This window comes from Gilliamella sp. Pas-s95 (assembly GCF_009795795.1).
In the GTDB taxonomy this organism is placed as follows: domain Bacteria; phylum Pseudomonadota; class Gammaproteobacteria; order Enterobacterales; family Orbaceae; genus Gilliamella; species Gilliamella bombicola.
The window spans coordinates 87,080-104,019 of record NZ_WTFC01000002.1 but is presented as its reverse complement, the minus strand read 5'-3'; the positions used below and the strand labels follow the sequence as shown (position 1 = coordinate 104,019).

Annotated in this window: 14 protein-coding genes and 5 tRNA genes; 4 read left to right on the top strand and 15 right to left on the bottom strand. The window is 36.1% G+C overall.

The features are described from left to right. Nucleotides 1-275 precede the first annotated feature (275 nt). The gene (locus tag GQ598_RS01195; protein ID WP_160401988.1) at nt 276-1,274 is read left to right on the top strand and encodes a hypothetical protein; all 999 of its coding nucleotides are present in this window, start codon (nt 276-278) and stop codon (nt 1,272-1,274) included. Nucleotides 1,275-1,376: 102 nt separating this feature from the next. On the opposite strand, the gene era is transcribed toward GQ598_RS01195, so the two are convergent. The 8 genes from era to GQ598_RS01155 all read right to left on the bottom strand — a co-directional run bounded on the left by era (nt 1,377) and on the right by GQ598_RS01155 (nt 10,839). Continuing rightward, nucleotides 1,377-2,282 carry a GTPase Era gene (gene era, locus GQ598_RS01190; RefSeq protein ID WP_160401987.1) on the bottom strand — a complete coding sequence of 302 codons (906 nt, stop codon included), beginning with the start codon at nt 2,280-2,282 and terminating at the stop codon, nt 1,377-1,379. After that, nucleotides 2,279-2,956, bottom strand: coding sequence for a ribonuclease III (gene rnc, locus GQ598_RS01185; RefSeq protein ID WP_370516510.1), 678 nt, complete (start codon nt 2,954-2,956; stop codon nt 2,279-2,281). Before rnc ends, era begins: the two co-directional genes overlap by 4 nt. 8 nt (nt 2,957-2,964) lie before the next feature. Further along, the gene (lepB, locus tag GQ598_RS01180; RefSeq protein ID WP_160401985.1) at nt 2,965-3,966 is read right to left on the bottom strand and encodes a signal peptidase I; all 1,002 of its coding nucleotides are present in this window, start codon (nt 3,964-3,966) and stop codon (nt 2,965-2,967) included. A 47-nt stretch (nt 3,967-4,013) separates the two neighbouring features. Next, complete coding sequence (gene lepA, locus GQ598_RS01175; protein WP_160401984.1) at nt 4,014-5,810, bottom strand: translation elongation factor 4; 1,797 nt, start codon at nt 5,808-5,810, stop codon at nt 4,014-4,016. Nucleotides 5,811-5,963: 153 nt separating this feature from the next. Further along, nucleotides 5,964-6,950 carry a MucB/RseB C-terminal domain-containing protein gene (locus tag GQ598_RS01170; RefSeq protein WP_160401983.1) on the bottom strand — a complete coding sequence of 329 codons (987 nt, stop codon included), beginning with the start codon at nt 6,948-6,950 and terminating at the stop codon, nt 5,964-5,966. A 6-nt stretch (nt 6,951-6,956) separates the two neighbouring features. Beyond that, entirely contained in the window at nt 6,957-7,517 is a 561-nt protein-coding gene (locus tag GQ598_RS01165) for an RseA family anti-sigma factor (protein WP_160401982.1), read from the bottom strand. Nucleotides 7,518-7,563: 46 nt separating this feature from the next. Then, on the bottom strand, nt 7,564-8,136 hold the full coding sequence (gene rpoE, locus GQ598_RS01160) for an RNA polymerase sigma factor RpoE (protein ID WP_160401981.1): 573 nt from the start codon (nt 8,134-8,136) through the stop codon (nt 7,564-7,566). 219 nt (nt 8,137-8,355) lie between these two features. Continuing rightward, nucleotides 8,356-10,839: a class I adenylate cyclase gene (locus GQ598_RS01155; protein WP_160401980.1), complete on the bottom strand. Its 2,484-nt coding sequence runs from the start codon at nt 10,837-10,839 to the stop codon at nt 8,356-8,358. 113 nt (nt 10,840-10,952) lie between these two features. On the opposite strand from GQ598_RS01155, the gene GQ598_RS01150 reads away from it, so the two are divergent. Continuing rightward, nucleotides 10,953-11,564, top strand: coding sequence for a CoA pyrophosphatase (locus GQ598_RS01150; RefSeq protein ID WP_160401979.1), 612 nt, complete (start codon nt 10,953-10,955; stop codon nt 11,562-11,564). A 345-nt stretch (nt 11,565-11,909) separates the two neighbouring features. After that, a complete protein-coding gene (locus tag GQ598_RS01145) occupies nt 11,910-12,710 on the top strand; it encodes a YdgH/BhsA/McbA-like domain containing protein (protein ID WP_160401978.1) in 801 nt (266 codons plus the stop codon). Between the two features lie 268 nt (nt 12,711-12,978). Here the strand turns inward: GQ598_RS01145 and GQ598_RS01140 are convergent. The 7 genes from GQ598_RS01140 to GQ598_RS01110 all read right to left on the bottom strand — a co-directional run bounded on the left by GQ598_RS01140 (nt 12,979) and on the right by GQ598_RS01110 (nt 15,364). Further along, nucleotides 12,979-13,053, bottom strand: a tRNA-Gln gene (locus tag GQ598_RS01140). A gap of 19 nt (nt 13,054-13,072) precedes the next feature. Next, nucleotides 13,073-13,157: transfer RNA gene (locus GQ598_RS01135), tRNA-Leu, on the bottom strand. 78 nt (nt 13,158-13,235) lie between these two features. Continuing rightward, a tRNA-Gln gene (locus GQ598_RS01130) sits at nt 13,236-13,310 on the bottom strand. Nucleotides 13,311-13,335: 25 nt separating this feature from the next. Beyond that, nucleotides 13,336-13,420 (bottom strand) — tRNA-Leu (locus tag GQ598_RS01125). Nucleotides 13,421-13,458: 38 nt separating this feature from the next. Then, nucleotides 13,459-13,535 (bottom strand) — tRNA-Met (locus GQ598_RS01120). A gap of 116 nt (nt 13,536-13,651) precedes the next feature. Then, nucleotides 13,652-14,749 (bottom strand): multifunctional CCA tRNA nucleotidyl transferase/2'3'-cyclic phosphodiesterase/2'nucleotidase/phosphatase, encoded by a 1,098-nt coding sequence (locus GQ598_RS01115; protein WP_160401977.1) that lies wholly within the window; start codon nt 14,747-14,749, stop codon nt 13,652-13,654. Between the two features lie 3 nt (nt 14,750-14,752). Continuing rightward, nucleotides 14,753-15,364 (bottom strand): TIGR04211 family SH3 domain-containing protein, encoded by a 612-nt coding sequence (locus GQ598_RS01110; protein ID WP_160401976.1) that lies wholly within the window; start codon nt 15,362-15,364, stop codon nt 14,753-14,755. 782 nt (nt 15,365-16,146) lie between these two features. On the opposite strand from GQ598_RS01110, the gene GQ598_RS01105 reads away from it, so the two are divergent. Then, on the top strand, nt 16,147-16,923 hold the full coding sequence (locus GQ598_RS01105; RefSeq protein WP_160401975.1) for a hypothetical protein: 777 nt from the start codon (nt 16,147-16,149) through the stop codon (nt 16,921-16,923). The last annotated feature ends 17 nt before the right edge of the window (nt 16,924-16,940 follow it).

Sequence of the window (16,940 nt, the reverse complement as noted above, 5' to 3'; positions counted from 1 at the left end):
ACATCCCTGTTTGGCGTGCTAACCTCGCTCTGTTGTCGGCACATTCTGACGCCGGAATAAGACAAATAACATAACCATCGTTTTTTGGGATGGGTTATTGTGTTTTTATAAGGCAGTTTTTGTTAAAAAAACATCCAGAAAAACTCTAATAAAATCAATACCTTTCCTGACCGATTTTTGGTTAAATTTGAGGAGTTTGTTTGGTGGGGAGGTTGTCGATTTGTTGTTAAATTGATGTTATTATATTGCTGTTTATTAATACAATGATAGGAATTATGTTGATAACATGGATATGCCGAGGTAGTCGGTTTACGTCAATGGATGGAAATCCGAAAAGCTGTGCTAGGATTATATTGCTACTCTTTATTTTCATTCTTGCTTTTGTTCCATTAACCTATTGCTTTGCACAAGAAAGATCCTACCGAAATAAAGGCGATCATCTCCTTTTTACGCCTAAAGTGGGGGATATCTATTTGTTTAATTTAGTAAATGTTGGAAGAAACGGTAACGATGATTCTAACGATTTTATTTATGATCTGTATCAAGAGAAGATCATTAAAATAGATGATTCTGATATTGATAACTTCAATACTGATAAGATTGGTAGATATCAAGATCTTTATGTGGGAATGAAGTTGTTAAGCTATAATTCAAGCAATTATGTCTACTCTGTTGCACTTTCGAATGTGGCTTATACTTCATTAAGCCAAGCTAAATCAAATCTCATTTTGTCGTCTTCTTATACTAGGCAGCATAATTCACTTGATGATCGGGAAATGGCTGACTTGCGTCAAAACGATATTATGACCGATGTCATTCGTCGATCTTTAGGTACATCCTCTAAGAAGGATCCTTATTATTCTGTGTTTATGCCGATGAAACATGATGTGTATTTAATTGATTTAGCTAAATTTAATACCTTTAATTATAAATACAGTAATGAGTTTAATCAGGATGATATCTATCAACAAAACCTGACTAATATAGATGGCGTAAGTACAGACGATTTTAATAAAGACGCGAAGAATAAGAGTAAGAAGATCTATGTTGGTATGAAGATGGATTTTTACAGTTTAAGAAACGATTATTATCAGTTTGCTGTTTCAAACTCAGGTTATACGTCGTTAAAAGAGGCTAAAATTAAGCTTCCGTCTTTTGATTATAATCTTTTTGATTTGACGATAAGTGGCAAGGCGGTAAGGTATATGATTAATCATGGTATCATTGTCGATAAAGTTCGCGAATCAGAATACCTAAGTAAAGAAAAAAAATGATAATAAGGGGTAGTTACAAAATAATAATAACCTTGTTGTAATATTGATAAAAATCAGGTAGTTGTTGATACCTGATTTTTGTTTGTATGTTAATTATGGTGGTTAATCGTCACTATAGCCTAAGCTGCGCAATGCTCGCTCATCATCAGCCCAACCTGCTTTGACTTTGACCCAAAGCTCTAGATGGACTTTGTTGTCAAAAAATGACTGCATATCTTTGCGGGCTTCGATGCCTATTTTTTTGATTTTTTCGCCTTTATTGCCGATGACCATTTTCTTTTGTCCATCGCGTTCAACTAAGATTAATCCGTTAATGCGATACATTCCATTGCGTTCGTCTACTTTGAATTGTTCAATTTCAACAGTCACGGAATAAGGTAATTCATCACCTAAAAAACGCATAAGTTTTTCGCGGATGATTTCTGATGCCATAAAGCGTTGCGAGCGGTCGGTTATGTAATCTTCAGGAAAATGGTGTTCACCCTCAGGTAAGTGTTTTTTGACGATATCTTTAATAATATCAACACCCTCTCCTTTTTCAGCGCTAATTGGCACAACATCAAGAAAATTAACTTTTTGGCTAATAGTTTGAATATGCGGTAATAATTGTGTTTTGTCGGTGACGTTGTCAATCTTATTAATCACCAGCAAAACTGGACTTTTGCAGTCTTTGAGTTTATTGGCGACCATTTCGTCGTCATCATTCCAATGGGTGCCTTCCACCACAAAAATCACTAGCTCCACATCACCAATTGAGCTGCTTGCTGCTCGATTCATTAAACGGTTAATGGCTCTTTTTTCTTCTATATGAAGTCCAGGGGTGTCGATGTAGATAATTTGGTTGTTATCTTGGGTGTCAATACCGACAATACGGTGCCTTGTGGTTTGTGCTTTACGTGATGTGATCGAGACTTTTTGCCCAAGTAATTGGTTTAATAGTGTTGATTTACCTACATTTGGTCGCCCAACAATGGCGACAAATCCACAATGTTGTATTGTTTCTGTCATTTTATACCTAATTGGTTGAGAGCTTCTTGTGCAGCTGCTTGTTCTGCTTTTCGGCGACTTAAACCACGACCTAAATACTCGTGGTTATCGTTGTCGATTTTGCATTGAATTAAGAATTCTTGCTCGTGGTTATCACCAGTTACTTCGACAATTAAATAACATGGACGTGGACGATGAATTCCTTGTAAATATTCTTGCAATCTTGTTTTAGCATCTTTTTGTTTAATGCCGGGTTGAATTTGGTTTAAGCGACTTTGGTACCACGCTAAGATTAGCGGGCGAATTGTGTCGATGTTGCTATCTAAGTAAATGGCACCGATAATGGCTTCAACCGCATCTGAAATAATCGATTCACGGCGAAACCCACCGCTTTTTAGCTCACCTTGTCCTAAAATAAGGTGATCACCCAATTTAAAATCTTTACCGATTTCGGCAAGTGTTTGACCACAAACTAGTGTTGCGCGCATTTGGCTTAGGTCACCTTCGTCTTGTTGAACAAAACGGTGATAGAGTTCGTCAGCAATGACAACACTTAAAATAGAGTCCCCTAAAAACTCTAAACGTTCGTTATGCAGTTTATTAGCACTTCGATGAGTAAGTGCTAATTCAAGTAGGGAGATATCTTGAAACTGATAGCCGATTGATTGTTGAATTTGACTAAATTTTTTCATAATTATAGTTATTAATGTATACCGCCAATACGACTAAAGCGAATTCCTGTTGGCCATTGGTCGGGCTGTTTTTCAAAACTCATCCAAATAGCAGTTGCTTTACCAACAAAGTTACCTTCGGGCACAAAACCAAAGTATCGACTGTCGCCACTGTTATCGCGGTTGTCGCCCATCATAAAGTAATGACCTTGTGGCACAACCCAAGTCGCTATAGGTTGACCATTTTGGCGGTAATAGTAATTTGGATCTTCTTGGGAGCCTTGAGTGATTAGAATATTATGTGGCGTGTTGCCTAGAGTTTCTTGTTGAATATTTACATTCAATGTCACGATAGATTCAGAATCGACAACACCTTTGTCGGTATATTGATCTAAAGTATAGAAGCGAGGAGCAGATTTAAACTGTTCATGAACTTCTTTCCAATTGCTTGGTTTGGGTTCGCTATAATGTAAATCAAGTGGCTGTGATTGTTGCCCTACACAATTGGTATCGGTAATTTGGCACGCAGGGTAAATGACGATTCTCTTTTCTTTAACAAGATAGACGATTTTGTCACCCGGTAGACCAACTACACGTTTGATAAGATCCATTTTTGGGATACTTGGGTGTTTAAATACCGCTACATCACCGCGTTTAGGCTGTCCTGTTGGAATGATGATGGTGTTAGTAATAGGATCACGCAAGCCATAAGCGTATTTTTCAACAGCAATAAAATCGCCAACGAGCAACGTTTGCATCATTGATCCTGATGGGATTTGAAACGGCTCATATAAAAATGAGCGGATAAAAAATACCACAAATAAAACAGGGAAAAATGATGCGAAGTTTTCAACCCAACCTTTGGGTTTTCCAACTTCGGCAAGTATCTTTCCATCTATTTCGCCATTGCTTTGGGTGCGAATTTCTTCAACTTTTCGCTGCCTTGCAGGTTTCCATTTGAATTTTTCTAAAAACCAAAATATCCCGGTAATAAAAGTTGCTACTGTTAATGTGATGGCAAATGTTCCAGCCATTTTTTTTCCTCTTTAAATGAATCTTCTTACCAATTCGTTTTAGTTAGTTAATCTTTTCCTACATGCAAAATCGCTAAAAACGCTTCTTGTGGTAATTCAACATTACCCACTTGTTTCATGCGTTTTTTACCTTCTTTTTGCTTCTGTAAAAGTTTCTTTTTACGACTTACGTCACCACCATAACATTTGGCTAATACGTTTTTACGTAACTGTTTGACTGTTGATCGTGCAATGACATGATTGCCGATAGCTGCCTGAATAGCGATATCAAATAGTTGACGAGGAATAAGATCTTTCATCTTTTCGACTAATTCTCGTCCTCGATAGGGTGCATTATCTTTATGGGTGATTAGGGCTAATGCATCCACTCGCTCACCGTTAATTAATACATCCAATCTTACCATATCGGCCGCTTGGAATCGTTTAAAACTATAATCTAACGAGGCATACCCACGCGAAGTCGATTTGAGTTTATCAAAAAAGTCTAATACAACTTCAGTCATTGGAATTTCGTACGTTAAAGCAACTTGGTTACCATGATAAACCATGTTGGTTTGCACGCCGCGTTTTTCAACGCATAGTGTGATGACGTTACCTAAATAAGTTTGCGGAACTAATATGTTACATTCGGCAATCGGTTCGCGTAACTCCTGAATGTTATTTACCGCAGGTAATTTTGCGGGGCTATCAACATAAATTGTTTCGTTCGATGTGGTTAGCACTTCATAAACAACTGTTGGCGCAGTAGTAATAAGATCAAGGTTGTATTCACGCTCTAAACGTTCTTGGATGATCTCCATATGCAGTAAGCCAAGAAAACCACAGCGGAATCCAAAACCTAAAGCGCCAGAATTTTCCGGTTCGTAAAATAGCGATGCATCGTTTAGGCTTAATTTGCCAAGCGCATCACGAAAAGCTTCATAATCGTCGGAGCTGGTTGGGAATAACCCAGCATAAACCTGCGGTTTAACCTTTTTAAAACCCGGTAATGGAGTTTGCGCAGGTGCTTTTGCTAAAGTTAAGGTATCACCTACTGGGGCGCCTAATATATCTTTGATAGCACAAACAACCCAACCCACTTCGCCGCAATGCAAGCATTGTTTGTCAACTTGTTTAGGGGTGAATATACCAAGTCGATCAACATTATAAGTCATACCTGTGCTCATGACTTTGATCTTATCACCTTTGTTTAATTCGCCATTTTTTATGCGAATTAATGAAACTACACCCAAGTAATTATCAAACCACGAATCAATAATCAGTGCTTGTAATGGTGCTGTTGAGTCCCCTTCTGGTGGCGGAATGTCGCTAACTAATTGTTCAAGTACATCAATAACACCAACGCCAGTTTTAGCCGAACAGCGAACAGCATTGCTTGCATCAATGCCAACAATGTCTTCGATTTCAGCCGCTACGCGCTCTGGTTCAGCAGCCGGTAAGTCAATTTTGTTAAGGACAGGAACAACTTCAAGATCCATATCTAACGCGGTATAGCAGTTTGCTAGTGTTTGCGCTTCAACGCCTTGCCCTGCATCCACAACTAATAATGCCCCTTCACAAGCAGCAAGTGAGCGCGACACTTCGTACGAAAAATCAACATGACCTGGTGTGTCGATAAAATTGAGCTGATAGGTTTGGCCATTTTTAGCATGATAATCAAGCGTGACACTTTGTGCTTTAATGGTGATTCCTCGCTCACGCTCAAGATCCATTGAGTCGAGCACTTGGGCTTCCATTTCGCGATCTGACAGTCCACCACAAATCTGAATTATGCGGTCTGAAAGCGTTGATTTACCATGGTCAATATGGGCAATAATTGAAAAATTGCGGATATTTTTATTCATATTAATAAATTATAATGAGTATCTTGGTTATTAATGGTTAACTATCTAAAATGGCTTTGGTTGTTACCAACATTGCTAATAATTACATAGTCATAAAGGGAACATTTTACACATTTATCGCTGCCAAGCATAGCGTTATCGAGAAGTTTGCACTCATTTCTGAATAATATTTTGTGCAATACGTTCAACGGTATCCCGCGGTAAATTGCCAATGATGATAATATTTTTGTGGCCTAAGTTAGTTGAATAAATAGTTCTTCCGCCTTGTTGAATGATTTGGTTTGATGGCTTCGCTTGTTCTGACGAGATATTAACTGTAAACGAAAAGACACCGTCTGAATACAATCTAGTGGCAATATCAGAGCTATAAAAATTCAAATTATAGGCAGCTATTTCTTTAAAGCCTTGTGGTAACCAAGCAAGTCGCCATTGGTCGAGCCCGTTATTCTGTTTTTCGATCGACAGTAAAATGGGGTAAGTTCGGTTATTTATATAGTTATCAATTTGTTTTTTATCAAATTTTTCATCAAGTTGAATAACTTTTAGTTGACTAATGATATCGTTATTTTGATCTAATAAATCAACCCTAATCGGTAAATACGTTTCATCATCAATCCAAATCACATAGCTATAACGATCTTTTTCTTTGGCAATGATTTTGACCAGTTGTGCACTACGATTTGCAGTTCTTGCTTTACCTAATATAATAAAGTCGTAAATATCTTTTAGATCATTGAAATTATTATAAATAACATCAGGAAAAACCTCGATAATACGGGAACTTGTAATCGAAAATGATGGGCTGTCTGGTTGAAAATAACTAGTTATGCCGTTATGCAGGATAATCTCTTTATCTGGACCTTCAAGATAACGTAGACATGCGTTAACAGCATCTTTGCTTGTTGCCCCTAAATGACTATATTCAAATGTGGTTGCATACCGATCTTTATCTTGAGATAAAAAGTGAATGCGGTAATCTTGCGTTTGGGCTGCGTGATTCATTTTGTTTAATAATGCTAATGCATCGTTTGTTTCATCAGCATAAATCGACGCTGAAAAAAACGCAAAAAACAGAGCAAAAATAATGTTTTCACTCTGTTTTATACAATGTAGCAAGAAATTATAATGGGGTAATTTCATTTTGAATTAATGAGCGTTTAGTCTTTTTTGTAATTCATAATCTTGTACAAGCAATCTGATTTTGTCGTATTGTCGCTTTTCAAGTAGTTGTTGATCATTTTGTTGATGAATCCCACCTACAGGCGCAACATTAACCCCCACTGGAATGGTGTTTAATATAGGGCTTCCATTGGTATTATCAGTTTGGCTTTGTTGATATTGTACACCAGCAATAATACCAAGCGTTACACATGCCGCAAGTCCAACTTGGCTTGCTTTAGCAAAAAAGTCTTTAACGTGAATCCAAATTAGATTTTCAGCTTTTGGTAAAGCGGTTGTTTTGGTATTAGGCTGATCAGGGAGTTGATTGTATAAATCTTCGCTTGCAATAGCCTGAGCGATTTGATTAGAAATATCTAACGTCAATACACTACTATGCAACTCACCTCGCATTGTGTCTCTTACAATATGGTAGCGGTGCCAGCATGATTGCAAACTTTCATTATGCGATACTTCATCAATAATATGATCGTTTACGAATTCGCCATCCATAAGTAATGAAAGTTGCTCTTTCTGTTCTGTTTGCATAGTAAATACCTTAAATTTATGACTACTCTTTATTAGTTTGTAGCCATTAACTGAGTAATGGTTTTATTTTTTCATCTATTGCATCACGTGCTCTAAAGATCCGTGATCGCACTGTTCCAACAGGTGTATCCATAATTTCGGCGATTTCTTCGTAACTTAAACCGTCAATTTCGCGCAAAGTAATTGCTGTTTTTAAGTCATCAGGTAGCGCTTCAATCGCTGAAAATACGGCTTTTTTTACTTCTTCTGAAAGGGCTAGATTTTCAGGGTTATCAAAATCCCTTAATGAATCCGCACCTTCGTAACTTTCAGCCTCGCTAGCATCAATATCTGATGACGGCGGCCTTCGTCCTTGAGAAATTAAAAAATTTTTTGCCGTATTAACCGCAATTCGATACAACCATGTGTAAAAAACACTTTCACCTTTAAAAAGACTTAACGACCGGTACGCCTTAATAAAAGTCTCTTGTACAACATCGGGAACTTCGGACGCTAATACATAACGAGAAACCAAATGAGCTAATTTGTTTTGATAACGAACCACAAGTAAATTAAATGCGTTTTTATCTCCGTTAAGAACGCGATCAACTAATACTTGGTCTGTTACTTGCTCCCCCATTAAAGGCCATTCCTTATTATGTTAATAACTGTCTATCGGCCCATATTTGTGCACTCTAACAGTTAGATTCTTAAATTGAAAAAAAGTTCCCATTATTTTAATAGAAATTTAATTATTTTACTTATTAATTGTAAATTTTTATTCTTTTTATACTAAAACGGATCGTTTTCTGAAACTTTTAGATATAAGCCTGTCTAAATAAGATCATTTTTAGATCGTTTAATTGAGTGGGGTTATATCTCGTTCACCACAGTCATTATAAGTGATTTGATAAAATTGAGGTAGATTAAAATTAACTGAGCTGCTAGTCGTAAAAGTAAAACGATCGTCTGATAGGGCATAAAATTCGTTGATATCTTTAACCATGTTATCTTTTGAACCGTTGCAATTACGGTAAATTTCGACTTGGTTGTGTTCGTTTAGGATATAAAGATCAAAACCCGAATCGGTATCTTCAAAAAAGAATTGAATGATTCCTCTATAAGCAACACTGTCAATTTCTATCGGTAGTTCATTGGTTTCGTCTAAAATGTTCAGTGGTCTGCCTTGTACTTTGTTATTGGATACCGCACCATAAAAATCGATCGCATTTTCAAATTGATGACTGGAAACACCTAACCGTTCAAAAAATAGATACCAAGAAGATCCGCCTATTCTTAATGGTTTGACTTGCGTTGAGTTATCTTGAGTCGTAGTTAAACGTAGATCAATACATTCATCCATGAGTTTTTTCATTTGCTGTTTGATTTCACCGCTTAAATATTCACTATAACAAAAAATTTCGATTGAATTGGGCAAGTCTGCATCTTTGTGCATGCGATTTAATAACGCCTTGATTGCCTCAAGTACCGATAATGCACCACTAAAGTGGAGTACGCGAATTTCATTCCACGAATTGCGATAAAGAAGATCAATTGATCCCACCAAACTTAGCTCGTCTTCGCCGTAATTAAGTACGCTATTAGTAACCCCGTCGTCTAAATCAATATTAACTGTAGGATCGTCTTCTATATTTAAAATAATAGCTAAGTGACGGATTTCGCAAGGACCATATAACTGCTCTTCGGTTGCTGCAGGCACGTCAATAGGAAAGTAATTTTTTAGGTCCACAATCAATTTATTAATTTTTGAGTTATTTCGATTTTGACCATCACGATAATAAAAGTGAGTTGAATCAGCAATTAATCCGTTAAAATAACACCAACCCACCAATTTTACTAGGTATTTGCTGTATTCCAAATATTGATGACCAATGATTGATTGCATCATGGGTTTTTGATTATAAACATACCACCCCGATCGATTGATGCGATCTTCAGCCACATGAATAAACGTTAATGCGTCTTCTTGCAAATTATCTGATATGTTGAGCTTTAAAGTGGTGATCTTACCCGGCAATACTTCAAAAGCGGCATAGAGCTTGCGCGTTAAGATCGCCAGATCTTGAGGGCTAATTAATGAGTCTAAATTATTACGACGACCAAAATTGAGTAAATTTCGATAGCCTGTCATCATAGTGTGTAACAAGATCTCGTGTATTTCTCGTACTTGTCCTATTTTCCAAGTTTGACACGCATCTAATTTTTTAATTTGTTGCTCATTCCATCCCCAATCGTTTACTAAATTAGTCAAAATAGCGCGACGCCATGATGGTGACTGCATTGGAATGGACAGTTTTTCATTTACTTTTAAGTAAAAACAGTTGCGAATTAATTCAAGGCGCTGGAAATCATTAATTTCAATGAGGTAGTTACTAATTCTGTCTAACAGCATGTAGTATGAATCTAGATACATGCCTTTATGTACTTTACCATTTTGAATCAGTTCTCTCATTTGATAAGCAACAGGCTTATTTTGTGGGTAAATCCATGAATATGCTTCTAATAACAGGGTTTTAAGTACTGCTTTAAAGGGTGAATCAATACTTTTATAAAGTTGCCATAAACTTGCACCAAAATACTCTTCAGCCGATAAACCAGTTAGTGGACCAAAATCGATCCATTGATCTCGTTCAATTAACTTAAGATCAACCATTGCATTAACACACTTTTCATAAGTTGGATAAGTGACGTTATTCACGGTGAAATTGTAAGGTACCGCAAACCATAATAAAAATTTGCCCGCTAATAAATTGGCTGAACGGTAAAACTCTTCAAGCAATAAAATATGCTGCGCAGATCCGCAATTTTCGCCCATTAGACATTCATGATGTTTATTAATAAAACGATCGGCATCGACCACAAATAACGTTAATTTGACTTGTAAATTGTCAGCCCAGTTTTCGATTAAACGACATTTTTTTTGTAAGGCTTCTTTTTGTTGAGCGGTTAAACTGTTTTCAATGCATATCCAAATATCAAGATCAGATTGAACCGATTGCCCAATAGAACAAGTACTGCCCATTGAATATAAAGCTGATATTGCAGGGGAAGCAAGAGCTGTGGTTTCGTCTTTAGTTGCTAAAAAATTGAATTTGCTTTTAAGCAGTTTATTTACATCATCAGGCAATTGATAATGAGCAATACCTGAAGGTATATTATCTTCCATATATCCTGGTAACTCAGGAGTATGATAATGAAAAAGAGCAGGAAGTAACAAAAATACCTGTTGAAATTCATCAGGCATGCCACACAGAGCTCGCTCTCGTTTTAAATTGGCAAGATCTTCAAGTTCTTTTTTTATGTTATTGATATAATATTGCATGGCTTCAATTAGGTAAAACACGCGTATTAAATTAACGCATTTAGTAAATCTAGCATGTTATTGATGTAAGGTAAATAGGGCTGAAATTTAAACACTGAGTAAAATTAATTATTATGATCACAATTGAAAATATAGCAAAACAGATTAAAAAACAAGAAAACACTAAATTTGCTGATAACAAAGCTGCGGTGTTATTACCTATCGTAGATATTGATCATCAATTGCATATTTTGTTTCAAGTTAGATCGAAAAAACTAAGATGGCAACCGGGGGATATTTGCTTTCCTGGTGGGCGTGTTGAATTAACTGACATCAACCCCGAATACACATCTAAACGTGAAACGGTTGAAGAATTAGGTATAGCCTTTGATCAAATAAAGATTTTAGGACAATTACCCAAATTTATTGCCACATTAGGCATGATCATTTATCCATTTGTAGGCACAATAAACTCACTAGATGATTTACAACTAAACCATGACGAGGTTGAACAGATTTTTACCGTCCCTGTTGAGTGGTTTATTCGTCATCCACCAGAGCATGCAACAATGTTTGTAGGACATAAGCCTGCTGATGATTTCCCTTTTGACATCATTGCTAATCGTTCACCACATTGGCAAAAAAGATCTGAACATACTGTCTATTTTTATCAGTATCATAATTGGGTTATTTGGGGATTAACCGCACAAATCCTTAAACGTTTCATCGAAACCATTTGTAAATAATGCTATCAACAAAATATGAAAAGGTTGCTAATAGACTAATCAGCACAAAATTATCATTTTTTTAAATAATTTATTTTAAGCAATTTGTGCTAGGCTTTTACTATTTTGTTAAAAGAACTTGAGGATTATTGCTGAACGTCTTATAAAGGTAGTTAGTTGTTTTACTTTTTATTCCTACCAAAACAACGATATGTCTTAACGCTTTTAACAAGTAGACAAGGACAAAACATTCAGGAGCTCCACAAGTTCGAATACTATCGAAGCAATGCCATTATAAATCTATTAATTAAATAAGCGTTAAACAGTGATTTTCTATTTTAATAATTCAAAATGAAGGATTCAATCATGAAACGTTTTACCAAAACTTCTATTGCTTTAGCCGTATTATTATCTTTACCTGTTGCCAATCTTTACGCAGCCCAACCACTAACAGCAAAAGAAAGTCGCCACTTAGTACCATTAAAAGAAATTTCAGTGACAGGAAGTTATTTACAAGCTAATAACGCCGCTAATGATATTTCGCGTGCTGCCGATGAAGCTGGTGCTAAATATTACTATATTACAGCAATGGAAAACCCTGCTAATGGAACTTCATCAGATCGTGCTATTGTTTATGCAAACATTTATAGCTCTAATGCACCAATTGTCGTGGAGCAAAATCCAACTACTTATAATGGTGTTGTTTCCTATAGCCGTTCAAAAGCGCTTTACTATTTACCATTTGAAGTTGTTAAATTGAAAGGTAATTACAATAACACCTCTGCAATTACTGAAGCTGCAAGTAAATTAGCTGCTGAAAAAAATGCCTATGCATTTTATATCGATTCTATTTCATCGGCTGATAGTCAAAATCAAGCGCAAGATATTGACGTTGCATTATACAAAAAAGATGCACCTGTAAGGGATTATATCGTCGCAACCGCAATACAAGGTCAAGATGCCTACGAAATCAGTAGTGATGCATTTAAACGCATGACACCATACAATACTATCAGTTTCCATGGAAGCTTTAACAATACGTCCGAAATCAGCGAAGCCGCACAAAAACATGCTGTTGCTAATGGTGCACATTTTTATTATGTAAAAGAAGTGTCAGCAAACTCAGCAGGTACAGCACAAACTATTTTTGTCAATTTATATAAATAAAGCATAAATAGACTCGTCTTTATAAAAAATCATCCCACGCGACAATCCGTTTGCCAGCGTGGGCTTTAGTTTAAAAATCAGTCAGAAAAGGTATTGATTTTATTAAAGTTTTTTATTTTAAATTAAAATCAAACAGCTATAATCAATTAAGCAAGCAAAAAGCATTCCTCAAATTCTATTCAACAGTAGCAAATCAGTATTTTAGTTTAATTAGAAATTGTATTTAGAGAGACACAACCGTTAAGAAGGCTATCTATGAGTGTAAATATGGCTGGGGTACCAGGATTCGAACCTGGGCATGGCGGGATCAAAACCCGCTGCCTTACCGCTTGGCTATACCCCAATGAAGGAGATGTGATATCTGGTACGGGTAGTGAGATTTGAACTCGCACACCTTTCGGAACTAGAATCTGAATCTAGCGCGTCTACCAATTCCGCCATACCCGTTAGGAATAATCGAAAAAGTAAATTGCAATAACAAAGATAGACTGAATAATCAGATATCAAAAATTTGAGCAGTTGGAATGGCTGGGGTACCAGGATTCGAACCTGGGCGTGGCGGGATCAAAACCCGCTGCCTTACCGCTTGGCTATACCCCAATAAAGGATATTCATTAAGATTAAATGGTGCGGGTGGAGAGACTTGAACTCACACACCTTGCGGCGCCAGAACCTAAATCTGGTGCGTCTACCAATTTCGCCACACCCGCAACTGGATACTTCCGGTAAAAGTACTACTTAATCTTAATGGTGGCTACGACGGGATTCGAACCTGTGACCCCATCATTATGAGTGATGTGCTCTAACCAACTGAGCTACGTAGCCATTCATTCGCAACGTCATAACCAACACTGCGAGGCGCATTATGCTTGTGTTACGTCAAATCGTCAACTATTTTTTTTAGATATTTTGAAAAAAAACGACAACTGATTAAGATGCAATCAAATCCAGTTTAATAACGCTTCAATTCTCCTTTTTTGTAGCTCAATATGAATTTGTTTTCCTGTATAACCTTCAGCAAGAATGTGTTGCACGTTGACATGGCTAGCAATGTTATAAGCTTCTTTTAGGTAATTTGCCTGTGAAAATGAGGTTGTTTTAGCAAACGCTTGGCCTGCAATAATCAGTTGGTCAAGATGTAACGGATTACGCCAAACATCTATACTATTGAGTAAAGAAACAATTTGCTCCGCAGTCAGCGTTTGTACACATTCAAGATCGTGACGATATTGCTGAACCATAATGGCAATTTTAGTGTAGTTGTTAGGTGCTTTGATTTTTTTACATAAGGCTTCAACCACTGACTTGTTAGGTAGTTGCGCACACAATACCGCAAAACGGATAGTCAAATCGTCGGTTAATAAAGCGGATTGTTTTAATGCATCAATAATATTGTTTGATAAGTTTAATGAAGGAAAGAGTAATGTAAATGCTCCGCACTGTTCTAACACTTGAAAGTAAACTTGAGGATTTGCTGCTGATAACGCCTTTTCGGTTTCCTTCCATATGCGTTCGGCTGTTAGGTAACTTATTTCGCCTGCAAATACCATTTGTTTCATTAAATCTAGGGTTTGTGGTGCTACCGTAAAACCGAGTTGATAAAAACGAGCAGCAAAGCGTGCCACGCGTAAAATACGTAGCGGATCTTCACGAAAAGCAGGCGAGACATGACGCAAAATCTTTTTTTTAATATCATCAACACCATGATAAGGATCGATGATATTGCCGTTTTCATCCATGGCAATGGCGTTAATCGTTAGGTCTCGACGAATCAGATCCTGTTCTAATGTGATTTCTTCACTAAAATCGCAAATAAACCCAGTATAGCCTTTACCTGATTTGCGCTCAGTGCGAGCCAATGCGTATTCTTCTTTTGTGATAGGGTGTAAAAATACGGGGAAGTCTTTACCAACTTGTTGATATCCTAAAGCCAAAAGCTCGTCTGGCGTAGCACCAACAACAACCCAATCATGATCGGCAACAGGCAGATGCAACAATCGATCACGTACACTTCCGCCTACCAGATAGATTTCACTCATCTATCACATCCAACGATCTTTTTTGCGACGTCTAGGTATTATACTTGGCAATACCAACCCTAAAATAAGTCCACCACCTGCAACAAGTCCACCATAGGTAAACCAAGTGGTAATAAGATCACGACGTTTATCATCCACTTGATTTAACATCGATTCAATCTGTGAGCCCTGTTCTTTGACTTGCTGTTCTAAGGTTGCATTCTTATTTTGTAGTGTTTCTATTGATTTTTCAGCCAATTGTAGCTTTTCGATATAGCCGCTTACCAATTTTTGTTGATTTGCTTCGGCATTATCAACTTTGTCTTGATATTCTGCAAGTTTTGCTTCTAGTGATGGAAAACGCTCTTTATAGCTCGGTTGCTCACTTAGTTTAGCTGTTTCAATCCAAGCTGTATTACCATTATTAAGTTGAATGCGGGTGTACTTACCATCTGTGCTTTTTTCAAGCTCAATAACTTTTTCTCCAGCTTTAACAGCATTAGAATACGCATATTGCGAACCCGGGCCACGACGCAAATAAATATCGACATTATCAGTCACATATTTGTCTATAGCATAAGTATTAAAAGCCATGGACAAAAACGAAAGTAGCGCAATAATATTTTGTTTTTTCATTATATTTCCAACAATCACCCATAAATAGGCACATGATATCATAAATAAACAGCAATTCGCATAGTCATTTTATAATAATCGTTTTAAACCCTAAAGCGAAATCGGTTACAATATTCGTAGTATATTGAGGTCTTATTTCACACTAATCCTTACGATGAATGTTTTATATTTGTTTTTATCTAAACACACCAAGCAGACTTTTGCTGACTATGCATTTTACAAATAAAAAGCAAAAGGACTAAACCTAAAAATCCATAATCTCATTGAAGTAAAGCGTGAAACAATAATGGATTTTTGCTATATTATTGATGAATAACAGAGTTATCTATTAAATAATTGACCGACCCAACATAATTATAATTTTGAACAACATCAATGTGGATTAGTGAATGTTCGCCATGGACGGGATTTATAAGCTCTGTTTTATGATGCAGTGGGAACCTGTGGTTGTCATGGCATAATAACCGATCTATGTTTAATATCGGTTACCATTAATACACCCTTTGTCGCTTCTTGAAGTTTTGATTGCAATGGTTTTTCATCACATCGCTGTGAGACTATAAAACCAACTGACAATGGGTCGAAAAATGTAATCATCAGGGACACTTAAGCAATATTAAAAATAGTAATAATTTTGACTCTAAAAACATGACGCATATCATTCGTTTATTACAAGTAGCACTATTTCAATTTTGCCAAAAGGTCCTAACTCAACTAAAGCAATACAGATTTTAGTTAATACGCGTGATTACTTATACGATTAATATTACCAAGGTATAGAAATGAAACACTTTATTACATATTGTTATTTAATTTTATCTATTTTCCTTTGCAGTTGCCATTCAACAACAAAACAATTTAAAGCTTTGAATGAAGAACCCATGATAGCTCCATACTCTCGTTATATAAAAAAGCAAGTGCTTAAAACAGAAGCTAATGGTGAATTAGAAAGTATTGAAACTTATCAATATACAAAATCAGGAAATATATTATCAAGCCATGCCAAATATGCTAATTCAAATAATCTTGAAACTGGTTTTGAATTCGATTATAAGCATAAAAAATTTAATCATTATAATCATTTATATCGAATTAATATCACTGGTGGGGACTTCATATTAGATAATAATAATTATGATTTTATTAAATTATCAGGAGTCAACGATGGTACTATTTTCGAGAATGACTTTAAATACAATCAAATAAATACTTTTAAAGATGGCAAAATTATTCTTTCTGTTACAGAAGTTGGTAAACTAAAAACTGAAACTAAAATGCATTGGCAAGATTTTCAACTCATAAAGTTGGAAAGACAAATTTTTAAAAATGACAAATTAAAAATTCATACCCAGTTTAATTATTCATATAACTTAAAAAAACAAATAATAAAATTAGAAATGTATTCAATTTTGCCAGATAAAAAAATTGTTAGTTCGGAAACGACTTTTGGTGAGTACAACAATTATGGTGATTGGACTAAAGCCATCACATTTAGAAAAAATCAAGGTTCACAAGGAACTGGAACTGTAATAACAACAAGAGAAATCGAATATTGGTAATTGTAAAAAAACAATTC

Bases quoted from the DNA above. Each gene is read 5' to 3' on its own strand.
- GQ598_RS01195 (WP_160401988.1), top strand. From the start codon at position 276: ATGTTGATAACATGGATATGCCGAGGTAGTCGGTTTACGTCAATGGAT.
- era (WP_160401987.1), bottom strand. From the start codon at position 2,282: ATGACAGAAACAATACAACATTGTGGATTTGTCGCCATTGTTGGGCGA.
- lepB (WP_160401985.1), bottom strand. From the start codon at position 3,966: ATGGCTGGAACATTTGCCATCACATTAACAGTAGCAACTTTTATTACC.
- lepA (WP_160401984.1), bottom strand. From the start codon at position 5,810: ATGAATAAAAATATCCGCAATTTTTCAATTATTGCCCATATTGACCAT.
- GQ598_RS01170 (WP_160401983.1), bottom strand. From the start codon at position 6,950: ATGAAATTACCCCATTATAATTTCTTGCTACATTGTATAAAACAGAGT.
- GQ598_RS01165 (WP_160401982.1), bottom strand. From the start codon at position 7,517: ATGCAAACAGAACAGAAAGAGCAACTTTCATTACTTATGGATGGCGAA.
- rpoE (WP_160401981.1), bottom strand. From the start codon at position 8,136: ATGGGGGAGCAAGTAACAGACCAAGTATTAGTTGATCGCGTTCTTAAC.
- GQ598_RS01155 (WP_160401980.1), bottom strand. From the start codon at position 10,839: ATGCAATATTATATCAATAACATAAAAAAAGAACTTGAAGATCTTGCC.
- GQ598_RS01150 (WP_160401979.1), top strand. From the start codon at position 10,953: ATGATCACAATTGAAAATATAGCAAAACAGATTAAAAAACAAGAAAAC.
- GQ598_RS01145 (WP_160401978.1), top strand. From the start codon at position 11,910: ATGAAACGTTTTACCAAAACTTCTATTGCTTTAGCCGTATTATTATCT.
- GQ598_RS01115 (WP_160401977.1), bottom strand. From the start codon at position 14,749: ATGAGTGAAATCTATCTGGTAGGCGGAAGTGTACGTGATCGATTGTTG.
- GQ598_RS01110 (WP_160401976.1), bottom strand. From the start codon at position 15,364: ATGAAAAAACAAAATATTATTGCGCTACTTTCGTTTTTGTCCATGGCT.
- GQ598_RS01105 (WP_160401975.1), top strand. From the start codon at position 16,147: ATGAAACACTTTATTACATATTGTTATTTAATTTTATCTATTTTCCTT.